Genomic DNA, 13,443 nt, shown 5'->3' with positions numbered 1-13,443 from the left:
TCATGCTCAGCGGTCTTATGAATGTGGGCAAAACTGCCCTCAACGCCGCCCAAGCCTGGATATCGGTCACTGGCAGCAATATCGCCAATGCCGATACCGAAGGCTACACCCGGCGCTATGTGGATCAGCGCGACGCGGGCACCCTTGTCGCCAAACCTGGCGGTGAAGGTCTGGGGGTTAATGCGCAGCAGGTATTGCGATATTTCAACTCTTTTCTTGAAAGCTCCTATGTGCGCCAGTCCACCAATTCTGCCCGCTGGGAAGAGCAGGAAAACATCATGGGGACGTTGGAAAGCCTTTTCAACGAATCCAATCGGGCGGGCATAAGCTCTTCCATGAACGCATTTTTTACGGCATGGCAGAAGCTTGCGCAGCGCCCTGGCGACACCGCCTCGCGCGAAGATCTGCTTTCATATGCCGACAACCTTTGCGACATGTTGGGCAATACAGCCACATCGGTCAAGGCGCTGCAAAGCCAGATGGATGTTTCCATCAATCAGAGCGTCAGCCGCGTCAATGAGCTTGCCAAGAGCATTGCTTCTCTTAACAAGCAGATCAATGCCACGACCATTGATGGGGTAAGCAATCCCAATGATCTGCTTGACCAGCGCGACCAGCTGGTGCGTGAAATGGCAACCTATGTCGATGTGAAGACCATGGACTCTGGGGGCGGCAATTTTACGGTGGCGCTCACCACCGGTCAGCCTCTGGTGCAGGGTGTCAACACCAATGATTTAGAGATTCGTGAACCGCGCGCGGAAAATCGGCTTTCTGTAGGCTCGCCTTATACTGGCAGTATCCAGTATGACGGCTCCGACAGCCACGAATATACGATAGATATCGTTTCCGGGGGAAATGCTGGCCCTGCGGGCACTGCTGGCAACCCCACGTTCCGCGTTTCTCTGGACGGCGGCAAAACCTGGCTGCGTGACGAGAACGGCAATGAACAGCACTACGAAATAAGCTCCACAGGCACATCCACCGATCCCGTGCAGGTGAAGAATCTGAAGATATCCTTCGATTCTACCAGTAATTTTACCGTTGGCGACAAGTTCGACATAATACCCAAGACCGGGCTTTACTGGATTGAACCCACGCGCGGCCCGCAAAACGTGACGCCTCAGGTGGGCTTTGACGGAACGGACACCGCCGGTCGCGTGTCTGGCGGCAAGCTGACCACCTATTTCAATATTCGAGACGACAACTGCGGCCGGTATATGGATGAACTGGATGCCACCGCCAAGTCGCTTATCTGGGAAGTGAACCGCATCCACAGCCAGGGTGCTGGTACCTCTCTGTTCGATTTTGCACAGGGGCAACAGGGCGTTTCCAACACAACGGTGCCTCTGGGCTCAGCCCAGGCCGTGCTGCCGGAGTCCAGCAGGCTCCAGGCCGGCAACGTCAATTTTTATTTTTACAACAAAACTTCGGGCGACTATGTTTCGTCGGGTCAGCTTGACTTCAGCGCCATTACCCCCGGAACGCCGAACTTTGATCCCAGCAAGCACTCGCTGGATGATGTTGTTTCCGCCATTAATTCTTCGTTCCCCGGCGAGCTTACAGCCACCATCCAGGACGGCAAGCTTGTACTCAACACTGCAGCGGGCAGTAACCTGCAGTTTGCGCTGGGCACTGACAGCACGGGCATGATGGCCGCCCTTGGCGTGAATACGTTTTTTACCGGCACCACTGCCAGCGACATAGCCACAAGCAGACAGTTGCACGACAATGAGAACTACATTGCCGCCGGGCAGGTCAACGGCCAGCAGCAGATAAATAAGGGCGACAACGCCACGGCCACAGCTATTGGCAAACTGGCCAGCACCAACGTGACCATTTCAACCGCGTGGAAGACCACCAGCAACCAGACCATCGGTCAGTACTACGCTAGCCTGGTTACGACAGTGGGTGCGGATACCCGCTTTGCCAAAACAAATTCGGAATACCACAAGGCACTCACCAGCGACCTTTCCGAGCAGGTAAGCTCTGCTTCTGGCGTTAACCTTGATGAAGAAATGGCCAACCTGATCAAATACCAGCACTCCTACACGGCAGCGGCAAAATTGATAACCACCGCCGACCAGATGCTGCAAACCCTCCTTGGGCTTAAGCAATAGGAGCCTGACATGGCTATACGCGTTACGCAAAACACCATGTATGACAAAATGACGAGCCAGATGCAGAAAAGTCTGGCTGCCTACATGGAAAGCAACGAGCAAGGCTCTTCGCAAAAAAAGATCAACAGGCCATCGGATGATCCTGCTGGCACATACCGCGTGCTGGTGACCCGCAACGACATCAGCGCCACTACCCAGTATCAGAGCAATGTGGATACGGCCAAGGGCTGGTTGTCGCTGGCCGACAACGTGCTTGGCACACAGCTGAGCAACTCTCTGACAAGCCTCAAGGCTCTGGCTGAACAAGCCTCGACTGGTACCTATTCGGCAGAGAACCGCAAACAGATTGCGGATCAGGCCCGGCAGATTTTTGGCGAGATGCTCAACCTCTCCAACACCCAGTATGAGGGCAACAGCATTTTTGCCGGTCAGCGCTATGACCGCAACGCCTTTGAGGAGGGGTTGGCCCTGACCAGTGCCGACACCAACTGGGATACGGCCATTCAGGCCGGGGACTACACGATTCAGGGCGCGTCCAGCAAATCCATGATGATTCAGTTTACCAGCACCGGGACGCTTGATGGAGGGCCGCAGACTTTTCGCTGGTCCAACGATGGCGGCACCACCTGGAGCACGGGCACCACGGCTGGCAGAACACTGACTGCCAACGGTGTAACCGTCACCATGAAGAACGATATGGCAGTTACTGCAGCTGATATAAGCGCTGGGGCTGGATCAAAGAACGGTACGCTGGTGTACATCCGTCCTACGGCCGTCTATCAGGGTGACGACAATGATCCGCCGCCGACAATGACTGTTATGGGCGGCCCCGCCAATCTGACGACATCCGCCGCCGGATCTTTTGGCGGCAACGTGCTGTTGCGTATGGACAACAACGCCAACCTTTCCCTGACGGGCAGCACGGTCAACTATTCGTACAGCACGGACAGCGGATCAACCTGGGTAGCGGCAACTGCCACCACGGATGGTTCAAACAAGCTTCGCCTGCTCGTGCCAAGCGGATATGTGGATATGGATGCCACAACGGTAGCTGGCAACACAGTAAACGCTGGCACGCAGATTCTTGTGCACCCTGACCGCGCCGATCTGAATCTTGAAATAATGAAGGGTTCGTATATTTCGGTAAACAACGTGGGCAAGGATATCTTTGGCGGATACTACGAAGGCAAGCCAGCCCTGCCGGGTTCGACAAACCTGTTTGATATGGTGGGCGAATTCATCAGTTATTGCGAAAATAACAATCAGGAAGGCTGCCAGCAGACGCTCGCAAAAATTGCCACTGTGCAGCAGAATGTGCTCACCCAGACAGCCCGCATTGGCGGGCTTGAAAACCGGGTGTCAACTGCCAGCGATGTGCTCAGCTTTCAAAAGCTAGACCAGCAGGAACGATTGAGCTATACTGAAGACGTAGACCTGACCGAGTTGCTGACAAAGCTGACCCGGCAACAGTTGACGTATCAGACAGTGCTTCAGTCTTCTTCAAAGATAATGCAGATGAGCCTGGCCAGTTATCTCTGATGCCGAGTAGCGGCGGATTTTGCCGCCTGATGCCGGGCAGAAATAAGCGCTGCCCGGGAGCGGTTCATGCAACGATATAATTAACGGAAGCACCTATGCTCATATTGACGCGACGCCCAGGAGAAAGCCTATATCTGGGCGAGAATATACGCATAACTATCCTGGGCATGCAGGGTAAACAGGTCAAACTGGGCCTGGAAGTACCCGATGACACCACGATATACCGCGAAGAAGTGTACAAGCGGGTTGTTGAGGAAAACCGGCGCGCCCTTGAAACCAGTAATAACGACCTCATGGTGGCTGCTGAACTATGGCACGAAACAAAGAAATAGAAATCGACACCCGTCTTGGACGCCGTTGTATCGATACGGATAAGGTTGTGCACTTTCCCCGTGGGCTGGCCGGGTTTGAAAACGAACGGGATTTTATCCTGCTTCAGATCCGACCTGAAGCGCCCTTGCTTATTTTGCAAAGCGTGAATACCCCGGTAGTGGGCCTGCTGGTGGCCGATCCATACAGCTTTTTTGACAAATCCTACGCACCCCAGGTGGGAGATGCCGAAAGGCAGTTGCTCCATATCGAGAGCCTTGAGCAGGCAGCCGTGCTGGTGACGGTTTCCATTCCTGCGGGCGCGCCCGAGCAGGCCGCGCTTAATCTCACCGGCCCCATTGTCATCAACTATGAGGCCCGCGTGGGTTTGCAGGTGCCGCAGTGCGGCGAAGGATTGCAGCAGGTGAACCTGCACTCGCTCAAACCTGTGGAAGAAACACAGGATGCAGGAACTACGCCTGCTGATGGTGCCAACCCGCAGGAATGTTGCTGCGCCAAGGCCACCCCCACGGAATAACGCGCTGCTTTTTTATGCCACGTTGACCCGGCTGTTGTGAAACAGCCGGGTTTTTTCGTGTGGAACTCGGTTGGCGCGCGCTGGCCTTTGTTCACAGACTTTGCCTTCTGCCATGCGAAATAATTTTGTAACATTGTGTATTTAAAGAGTTTGGTGTTGCGCTATCGCGATGAAATTGTTAGTGGAAAAAAGCAGTGGTGGTGAAATAAATAACTTGCATGCGGTTTAACATGGTGCTAGATTGAGCGCACAAACAGTCAAGCAAAGAACTAGTCTGTTTTGAAAGCGTTAATTGATCTGCCTCATAACTGGCCGTAAAAATTACAGATGGCAACCCTCGGCAAAATCCGCAGACCCCTTCTGCGAATCCGTACCCCTTAACGGAACTGTTTTGCCTGCCTCTGCGTCCGTGCCGCTCTCTCCTCGCCTGGCGGAGCGGTAAACAGGACAATGTTGGCCCGGCGGCATACCACAGATGCCGCCGGGCCAAAATGTTTTTTCCGCAAAAGCCAAAGTTATCCCTTTCTCCCCAAAAGCCCAGCCTTGCGTGAGCGTGTGGGGCAGCACTGCCCGTTGTGTTGTTGTGCAAACATTGGTGCGGGTATTTGCTATTTTGCTTCGCAGAAGATACTTCCCAGATTTACAGTGATTACCGGAATATTGGCATTAAGCGAAGTACTCAAAATCGCATTGCGGTGCATTCCACCGCGCGACCACCACAGGAATAGTACATGATGATCAAGACGTTCGCGCTTTTTGTGGCAACGGCTCTGGCGGAGATAACGGGGTGCTACCTTCCCTGGTTGTGGTTGCGCAAAGGCGGTTCTGTCTGGCTGCTGGTACCCGCCTGCCTGAGCCTTGCGGTGTTTGCATGGTTGCTGACCCTGCACCCCGCAGCCAGTGGCAGAGTATACGCCGCCTATGGCTGCGTATACGTGGTTACAGCCCTCTTGTGGCTGCGCCTTGTAGATGGTGTACCGCTGGCCAGCACAGATATTTGGGGCGGTGCTGTGGCTCTGGTGGGTATGGGTATTATTGTCTCAGGATGGGGAACTGTCGCATAAAGGATCGGGCTATCCGCCGCCAATGCAAAAGCCAGGTGTAAAACCCGGCTTTTGCATTGGCGGCGGCAGTGTTGTTTTGGAAGCATGGAGGCACCTTCCAACCAGGGAGATGCCTCCATGTGTCCGCATGCACGCCTACATGCTTCCTCCTGTCCTGATGCGGTAATTTTCAGCAACATCAAGAACAAAAACCACGCCATCACCTTCTTTGCCAGTGCGGGCTCCTGTCATAATGGCTTCAATTGCCGTTTTTACTGTTTCATCAGGAACAGCAAGCTCCAGTCGAATTTTTTTGAGCAAATTTACCTCGGTAGCAATGCCTCGGTACATCTCTACATAACCTTTCTGCCGCCCTGCACCAAGAATGTTGGTGATGGACATGGCGTAGATATTACGTTGATACAGCTCCTGTTTTACCTGCTGGAGGCTTTCAGGGCGGGTATATGCGATAATCAGCTTCATAATAGGTATCCTCCGCTTGCGGGCTTGCTAGAGCTATTCGTTGGAAAAAATCTGGAAGCCGCTATAGGCGTCGGCCTTATGCTCTGTGATATCAAGACCTTTCATCTCTTCTTCGGGGCTGACGCGCATGCCGAAGACAACCGAAATGAGCTTGAACATGATGAATCCCATGCCAAAAGCCCAGGCGAAGAATACCGCGACGCCAAGGGCCTGCACCAGGAGCACGCTCACGTCGCCGCCATAAAGCAGACCCGTTGTTGTGCCGTAGCCGGGCGCGGCAAACAAGCCAACCATGAGCGTGCCGAACGCACCGCACACACCGTGCACGGACACAGCGCCGACAGGATCGTCAACCTTGAGCTTTTGGTCGATAAACAGCACAGAGCAGACTACAAGGATACCAGCCAGAAAGCCGATGACTAGCGAGCCAACGGGGGACACTTCAAAACAACCGGCGGTGATGGCCACAAGTCCGCCAAGGCAGCCGTTAAGCGTCATGGAAGGATCAGGCTTGCCTGTTTTGGCCCAGATGGTGAACATGGCGCCCAGTGTGCCGGTGCAGGCCGCAAGGCAGGTATTTACCGCGATATAGCCAATGGTGCCGTCAGCAATAGTGGTGGAGCCGCAGTTGAAACCAAACCAAGCGAACCACAAAATGAACACGCCCGTAGCTGCCATCGGCAGGTTGTGGCCGGGTATGGCGCGGGCCACTCCATTTTTGTCGTACTTACCAAGGCGCGGGCCAACCACGATGGCTCCGGCAAGGGCGATCCAGCCGCCCACAGAGTGAACAACAGAAGATCCTGCAAAATCAATAAAACCCATATTGCCCAGCCAGCCCCCGGCATTGCCGCTCAACAGGGAATTCCAGGCCCAGTGCCCGCTGATGGGATAGATAACCGCCGAGACAAGGGCGCTGCACAACAGATATGAGCTGAATTTTGTGCGTTCCGCAATGGAACCGGATACAATTGTGGCAGAAGTGGCGCAAAACATGGCCTGAAAGAACCAGAATGTCAGATTCCACATGCCGTCAGGGGTTGATGCATCGCCACTGCCAAGAAAAAACAGAGAACTGCCGATCAGGCCGCCGCTGGAGCTGCCAAACATGAGCCCAAAACCCACCGCAAAAAACAGCGGCGCCCCCATGGCAAAGTCCAGCACATTCTTCATAATGATGTTGCCAGCATTCTTGGCTCTGGTGAGTCCGCATTCGACCAGCGCAAAGCCAGCCTGCATGAACATGACCAGAATGCCCCCCAGCAGTGTCCACAGCGTATTTCCATACGCCTGAGGCATGTACTCGACCGCTGCTTCCTCTGCTGCATGCGCCGATTCCGGCAGCATGAAGCACAGTCCGGCCATGCTGCAAAGCGCCAATAGCCGCCCAATGTCGCGCGAACCCTTCATAGCAATCCTCCCGAAGAAATAGGTATGGCTTGTTTGCATAAGGAGGTTGCAGGGAGCGTGCCAGGGGATTTTAATAAAAATATGTTTAATTTCAGCTAGTTGTTTTTTTATTGAAACTTTATTGATACAAAAACGTATCGTGCGGAAGTTTTCAGGTTAAATATGTATCAATGTTTGTGTGTTTGATTGGTACTCATAGATGCCTGAAAGGCTCCCGCCAGTAAAAAAAGCAACTGGAAGCCTCATTGGTGCCTTCATGGCTGAAAACGCAAAAAGCCGGGTGTAAACCCGGCTTTTCTACGCTCATGCTACTGCGTGGAATGTTTAGTCGATGCCCATGGCCTTGCTGATTTTTTTTGCGGCCTTTTTGACCTTTTCCAGCGGGCTTTTTTCCGCCGCGGCCTCAAATTCGCGCAGCAGTTCTTCCTGCTTGGCAGAAAGGCGGGTAGGCGTGAGCACTTTCACCTCTACCAGCAGATCGCCGCGCGAACGACGCCCGGGGTAGGGCATGCCCTCTCCAGAAACGCGCAGCAGGGTGCCGCTCTGAATACCCTTGGGGATTTCCAGCGGCAGATTGCCGTCAAGGCCGGGAACTTCCGCCCGGTGCCCCAGGGCTGCCTGCACAAAGCTGATCTCGAGGGAGTAAATAAGGTCTTGTCCCTGACGCTGCCAGCGCTTGTCCTGCTCAACGGTGAGCACAACATAGAGATCGCCAGCCGGGCCGCCGTGGACGCCGGGTTCACCCTCGCCGCGCACGCGCAGGCGGGTGCCGCTGTCCACGCCGGCAGGCACGCGCACCACAAGTTCGCGGGTATCTGTGGTGATGCCCTCGCCCTTGCACTTGGGACAGGGCTTGGTGATAACGCGCCCCGTGCCCTGACAGGAGGGGCAGGGCATGGATATCTGGAAAAATCCTTGCGAGCGGCGCACCTGACCGCTGCCGCCGCACTGGCGGCATGTTTCCGCCTTGCTGCCGGGGGCCGCGCCGCTGCCGTTGCATTCGGAGCAGGTAACGTGCTTGGGCAGGGAGATGCTGATCTCGTCGCCCTTGGCGGCCTGAGCAAAGGTGATGGTCAGGTTGTAGCGCAGATCAGCCCCGGCCATGGGCCTGGGGCCGCGCGTAGCGGTAGAAAAGCCAAAAAGATCGCCGAAGATATCGCTGAAATGCGCAAAAATATCATCGTTGCTGCCAAAACCACCCGTGCCGCCCTGGACGCCAGCGCGCCCAAAACGATCATAGCGAGCGCGTTTTTCAGGGTCGCGCAGCACGTCATACGCTTCGGCGGCTTCCTTGAACTTCTGTTCGGCCTCGGCATTGTCGGGGTTATGGTCGGGGTGATACTTCAAGGCCAGCTTACGGTAGGCCCGTTTAATTTCGTCATCTTCGGCGCTGCGGCTTACGCCCAGCACTTCGTAGTAATCGAGCTCCATCGTAGTTCCGGTCACTGTGCGGCTTGTGCGCCTGTGCTAAAGGTTGTACATAAACGCGGCGGCTCCCCTGGGGAAGCCGCCGCGCGGACAATTTGTCCCCAAAAGGCTACTCCTCTGCGGCGGCCGCGTTATGGCCGGGCAGGGGGTTGTAAAGACTGTCGTCATCAGGCAGAACCTTTCCGGCGGCAATTTCGCGCAGGGCGGTCACGGCCTCTTTGTTGCGAGATTCTACCAGCGGTTCATAGCCTTCGCGGTACTGATGCACACGCTTGATAGCCATCTGCACCAGCAGAAAACGGTTGTCCACGCGCTGCTGACAATCTTCCACGGTAATACGGGCCATGCTGCCTCCGTAAGTACGCGGCTTAAACGCCGCATTCCGGGCCGCCACGGGCAACCCGGTTGATAAATAATACCGCCCGACCATTTGTAAAGGCCGGGCGTGTGCATACGCCTTGGCGCAGGATTCTCCTGCTGAAATAAGAATTGATATATGTCGTCCGCTGTGCTGTCAATAGGCCTGCTGAAGCGGCAGCCAGCGCGGAACAACAGGCATCCCGAAATTTTACGGGTTTGCCGTCAACGGGTGTACAGGAAAATTATGAGCAGAGAAAAAAGATCATTCGCACAGGAAACCTGTGTTAAAAGTGCGGGCAAGGCCATGCAGAAAACAGGCATGTTGTGGCCTGGCTGCAGGGTTGCTGTTGCCGTTTCTGGCGGCGTGGACAGCTTTGTACTGCTGCAAAGCCTTAAAATTCGCCAGGGAATCGTACCTTTTCACTTTGAAATCATGGCGATTCACCTCAACCCTGGTTTTGACGAGCAGAGCCATGCGGCCCTTTTGCCCTGGCTGGCCAAGCGGGGCATACCCGGCCATATTGAAATGACAACTTACGGCCCAGACGCGCATTCAGAAAAAAATCTTCGCAGGTCGGCCTGTTTCCGCTGCTCCTGGCTGCGCCGCAAGCGCCTGTTTGAGCTGTGCGCCCAGTATGGCGTGACCCACCTCGCCCTTGGACACAATGCGGACGATCTGGTGCAGACGTTCTTCATGAATCTGAGCCGCAATGGCCGCGTGGACGGCATGAGCATGAATGAGTCCTTTTTTGGCGGCGGGCTGCAATTGATACGCCCGCTGCTGCTTGTGGAGAAAAAGTTTATCCTCAAGGCTGCCAAACAGTGGGAACTGCCCATCTGGGCCAATGCCTGCCCCTCGGCGGGTAATACCGCCCGCAGTTCAATGGGGGAAACGCTGGAACACCTGTATAGGGTATCCAAGGATTCGCGCCGGTGCATTTTTAATGGTTTGACTCGCTGGCAGCTTGAAAAGAACAGCACGGCTGCGGCCTTGGGCGATGAGCAGCCCCTGCCGGACGCAGAAGCGCGTGACGGCGTTGCGGATTGACACGGGCCGTATCCCGGCTCTAGAGTGTTAGCCCAATGCTGTTCGGCAAATATCACATAGTCATCTTCACTGAAGGTCGTAGCGGCAGCCGCAACCTGCGTATGCGCGGCTGGTTTGGCTTTATTGCCTGCGTGCTGGTGCTGGCCCTTGTGGCCTGCAATGTCTGGCTGCTGCGCAGTTGGCTTGAAACCCGGCATTTGGGCGACGACCTGCGCAATGCAGACAAAACCATTGAAGAACAGCGCCGCCAGCTTGTGAATCTGGTTGAGCGCATCTCTGTTGTGGGGCGTGATCTGGAGCGGGTGCAGAGCTTCGACTCCAAGCTGCGCATCATGATGAACATGGAGAAAGATCCCACGGAGGCCGGTTCCATCGGCGACAGGCCGGGGGATTTTTCGCGTACCTATCTGCCCTTGCACCGGCAGGAACTTGCCGCCCGCAAGATGCTTGAATTCCTTACCCGTCTCTCTGAATCCGTGCGACTTGAAGAAGTGCGCCAGCAGGACTTGCTGCTGGCCCTGCGCGAAAACCGCGATGCCCTTTCTTCCATGCCGACCATCTGGCCTGTGGTGGGTTTTGTTTCTTCCAGTTTTGGATGGCGCTCGGCACCCTTTGGCGGGCGGGGGCAGTTCCACAAGGGCCTGGACATCACCAACCGCATCGGCACGCCCATTATGGCTCCAGCTCAGGGTATGGTGACCCTCTCTGGGCGTGATGGCGCGTATGGTTTCAGTGTTGAAATCAACCACGGCAGCGGTATCGTGACCAAATACGGGCACATGCAACGTTGCGCCGTGCAGGAAGGCCAGTGGGTCAAGCGCGGCGAAATTGTGGGCTATGTGGGCATGAGTGGCCGCACCACAGGGCCGCACCTGCACTACGAAGTGCGCCTTAACGGTGTGCCGGTTGACCCCATGCGCTATATTCTGGAGTAGCCCGGCCATTTCCGATTGTTCGTTTTTGCATCATGCCCCGGCGCGCATCCATAAACGGTTTGCGGCGGCGGGCGCAAGCAATGGGGAAAATGCGGCACCATGCGCAAGCATCACAAAATTTCTGGCAGGCCTTTTAGTGCCGCGCACGCCAGCACGCCGGGGCATGCGGTGCGTGGCGGTTTCTGCCGTAATCTGTCTGATATTTTTGCGGCATTTTCGCGGCTGCGGCTGCTGACTGCTGGCATGTTTGCAGTCATGGGCGCGGGCATGACCTGACGTGCGGGTTCTGTGGGGCAGGTTGTCTCGCTACGTGCCGCTGGTCGGGCTTTCCGCTGATTCCCCCTCTCCCGATCAATTAAGCTCAGGCGCTCCCCCTCACAATCCAGGTTTCGCATCCAGAATGCGGAACCGTTTTTTATTTTTGAGCGTTTGATGGCGCGCTTTGCGCTTTTGCGAGATCACTATTCTTTGTGGAGAGGCATATGGAAACTACCGGAAAAGGACGGCGCGATTTTCTCAAATCGTTGGCGCTGGGGGCAGCAGGCACTGCCATGCTGACGCCGCAAGCCGCCAATGCGGCGGAAGGCGGCACCTTGCAGGTATGGTCGTGCGGCGGGCTTGCCGAGGCCATGATGCCTGCGCATGAGGCCTATCAGCAGCAATCGGGCGTCAAAGTTGTCTACACAGGAGCCTTTGCCGCGGCCTTGGGCAAATCCCTGCTGACTGGCGGCGGGCAGACGGAGGTTTTTGCCGGGCGTGTGCTGGCTCTGGCCCAGAATCTGCGCAAGGCTGGCAAGATGCTCAATTTCAGGCCTTTGTGTTTTACCAGCTACGTCATTGCAGTCCCCAAGGGCAATCCCGCAAAAATCAATGATATTGAAGATCTGACCCGTCCCGGCGTGCGGGTTTCCATGGCGCGGGATGCCTCTGCCCCCGGCGGGCAGGCCGTTATGGGCATCCTCAAAGCTGCGGACATAACCCCCAAGGTGCTTGCCAACGTGCCCGAACAGGGCAGTTGCGTGCAGCGTTCTGTGGAAAGCGTTGCCGATGGCAAGGCTGATGCCATGATCGTGGAGCGGCGCATCACCCGCATGACGCGTTTTGCTGATCGGCTGGATCTGGTGGAAATTCCCGAGCGGTTTTTCCCCGCCGGGCCGTTGACCTTTACCGTGGGCATAATGGCAAACGCTACTGATCCGGCAAAGGCCTCAGCCTATATGGACTGGATTACCAGTGCGCTGGGGCAGGCTTTTTTTGAAACGGCGGGCTTCATCCCTGCCATTTCGTCCAAGGGCATGGAACTTGTGGAAAAGCTGGGGGTAAAGGATGTTGCATGAAATTGTCGCCCGTCCCAGCCTGCGGTTGAGGGCACTTCAGTGGTGTAACCGCGCGGTACTGTTTGCCTCCACGCTGTTTTTGGGCGAGTGGGCCTTGTTTGGCGTGTTCCGTTGCCCCTTTGTTGTGCCCTTTGTGAGCTGCCAGAACTGCCCGGTCATCACCTGTCCCGGTCAGGCGGCGCGCATGTTCTGGGGATTCTGGGGCGTGTGGCTGGCTGTGGTGGCCCTGTTCGGCAAGGCTTTTTGCGGCTGGTTGTGTCCTGGCCAGCTTGTGAACCGGGTGCTTGCGCTCAATCCTTTCCGTTTTGGCCCCAACCCTGTGGGCGCGGCGAATTTTCGCTGGGCGCGCTATCTGGTGCTGGCTACGGGGCTGACAGCCTGGTTTGTTCTGGGGCAGCCGCGCGTGGACGTGCCTATCCGTGTGGGGGAATTTTGGCCTTCTGCATGGCTTACGTGGAAGCATGCTTTCCCCATGTGGGATTTGCGTCTGCTTATCACCTTGGGCGGGCTGGCGTTGGGGCTGGTGGTGCTGATGTGCTGGTGCCGGTTTGTTTGTCCTTTTGGCGCGGCGCTGGAGGTTGCGCGCAAGTTTGCGCCGCTCCGTTTTTACAGAACGGAGCAGTGCAATGATTGCGACAAGTGCAGGCGGGTTTGCGTTATGCGGACGAGGCCGGGCGAGGAGAATTGCACCAATTGCGGTGATTGCGCGGAGAGTTGCCCCACGGATTGCATCCGGTTTGGGCTGAAGGGCCGAAAGTAGAGAAAAATTTTTGATTGGGGTTTGGGTAGAGCCTGTCGAGCGCATTTACGCAAACCCGACTTTTGTACCCTGAATGCGTCAGCGCCGGGATTTTGATGCTCACGTACATGAGTACGTTGCGCTCAAAATCCCGGCG

At 56.0% G+C, this 13,443-nt stretch carries 14 protein-coding genes; 10 read left to right on the top strand and 4 right to left on the bottom strand.

Going from position 1 to position 13,443, the window contains the following annotated elements; genetic code table 11:
* Positions 1–2 precede the first annotated feature (2 nt).
* From flgK to NE637_RS10580, 5 genes are all read left to right on the top strand, one after another.
* Positions 3–2,117 (top strand): flagellar hook-associated protein FlgK, encoded by a 2,115-nt coding sequence (gene flgK, locus NE637_RS10600; RefSeq protein WP_215646645.1) that lies wholly within the window; start codon positions 3–5, stop codon positions 2,115–2,117.
* Positions 2,118–2,126: 9 nt separating this feature from the next.
* Entirely contained in the window at positions 2,127–3,656 is a 1,530-nt protein-coding gene (gene flgL, locus NE637_RS10595) for a flagellar hook-associated protein FlgL (RefSeq protein WP_192112263.1), read from the top strand.
* 95 nt (positions 3,657–3,751) lie between these two features.
* Positions 3,752–3,988, top strand: a complete 237-nt coding sequence (gene csrA, locus NE637_RS10590; protein ID WP_022657715.1) for a carbon storage regulator CsrA — start codon at positions 3,752–3,754, stop codon at positions 3,986–3,988.
* The gene (fliW, locus tag NE637_RS10585) at positions 3,967–4,503 is read left to right on the top strand and encodes a flagellar assembly protein FliW (RefSeq protein WP_192112264.1); all 537 of its coding nucleotides are present in this window, start codon (positions 3,967–3,969) and stop codon (positions 4,501–4,503) included. Before csrA ends, fliW begins: the two co-directional genes overlap by 22 nt.
* 731 nt (positions 4,504–5,234) lie before the next feature.
* Positions 5,235–5,567 carry a YnfA family protein gene (locus NE637_RS10580; RefSeq protein ID WP_342803938.1) on the top strand — a complete coding sequence of 111 codons (333 nt, stop codon included), beginning with the start codon at positions 5,235–5,237 and terminating at the stop codon, positions 5,565–5,567.
* Between the two features lie 135 nt (positions 5,568–5,702).
* Here the strand turns inward: NE637_RS10580 and NE637_RS10575 are convergent, their stop codons facing one another.
* From NE637_RS10575 to rpoZ, 4 genes are all read right to left on the bottom strand, one after another.
* Complete coding sequence (locus tag NE637_RS10575) at positions 5,703–6,029, bottom strand: P-II family nitrogen regulator (RefSeq protein WP_227118292.1); 327 nt, start codon at positions 6,027–6,029, stop codon at positions 5,703–5,705.
* A 33-nt stretch (positions 6,030–6,062) separates the two neighbouring features.
* Positions 6,063–7,439, bottom strand: coding sequence for an ammonium transporter (locus tag NE637_RS10570; protein ID WP_192112265.1), 1,377 nt, complete (start codon positions 7,437–7,439; stop codon positions 6,063–6,065).
* A gap of 324 nt (positions 7,440–7,763) precedes the next feature.
* A complete protein-coding gene (dnaJ, locus tag NE637_RS10565; RefSeq protein ID WP_192112266.1) occupies positions 7,764–8,870 on the bottom strand; it encodes a molecular chaperone DnaJ in 1,107 nt (368 codons plus the stop codon).
* 106 nt (positions 8,871–8,976) lie between these two features.
* Positions 8,977–9,213, bottom strand: a complete 237-nt coding sequence (rpoZ, locus tag NE637_RS10560; RefSeq protein ID WP_022657721.1) for a DNA-directed RNA polymerase subunit omega — start codon at positions 9,211–9,213, stop codon at positions 8,977–8,979.
* A 258-nt stretch (positions 9,214–9,471) separates the two neighbouring features.
* On the opposite strand from rpoZ, the gene NE637_RS10555 reads away from it, so the two are divergent.
* The 5 genes from NE637_RS10555 to NE637_RS10535 all read left to right on the top strand — a co-directional run bounded on the left by NE637_RS10555 (position 9,472) and on the right by NE637_RS10535 (position 13,307).
* Positions 9,472–10,275, top strand: a complete 804-nt coding sequence (locus NE637_RS10555) for a tRNA lysidine(34) synthetase (RefSeq protein WP_192112267.1) — start codon at positions 9,472–9,474, stop codon at positions 10,273–10,275.
* A 35-nt stretch (positions 10,276–10,310) separates the two neighbouring features.
* Complete coding sequence (locus NE637_RS10550; protein ID WP_022657723.1) at positions 10,311–11,210, top strand: M23 family metallopeptidase; 900 nt, start codon at positions 10,311–10,313, stop codon at positions 11,208–11,210.
* Between the two features lie 99 nt (positions 11,211–11,309).
* On the top strand, positions 11,310–11,486 hold the full coding sequence (locus tag NE637_RS10545; RefSeq protein WP_227118291.1) for a hypothetical protein: 177 nt from the start codon (positions 11,310–11,312) through the stop codon (positions 11,484–11,486).
* A 206-nt stretch (positions 11,487–11,692) separates the two neighbouring features.
* Positions 11,693–12,547, top strand: a complete 855-nt coding sequence (locus tag NE637_RS10540) for a substrate-binding domain-containing protein (protein WP_256267731.1) — start codon at positions 11,693–11,695, stop codon at positions 12,545–12,547.
* Positions 12,537–13,307, top strand: coding sequence for a 4Fe-4S binding protein (locus tag NE637_RS10535; protein WP_227118290.1), 771 nt, complete (start codon positions 12,537–12,539; stop codon positions 13,305–13,307). Before NE637_RS10540 ends, NE637_RS10535 begins: the two co-directional genes overlap by 11 nt.
* The last annotated feature ends 136 nt before the right edge of the window (positions 13,308–13,443 follow it).

The sequence above is a fragment of the Desulfovibrio desulfuricans genome (genome assembly GCF_024460775.1).
Taxonomy (GTDB): Bacteria; Desulfobacterota; Desulfovibrionia; order Desulfovibrionales; family Desulfovibrionaceae; genus Desulfovibrio; species Desulfovibrio desulfuricans_E.
Note: the sequence above shows the minus strand (reverse complement) of the source record. Positions and strands in the feature narration are given on the sequence as shown.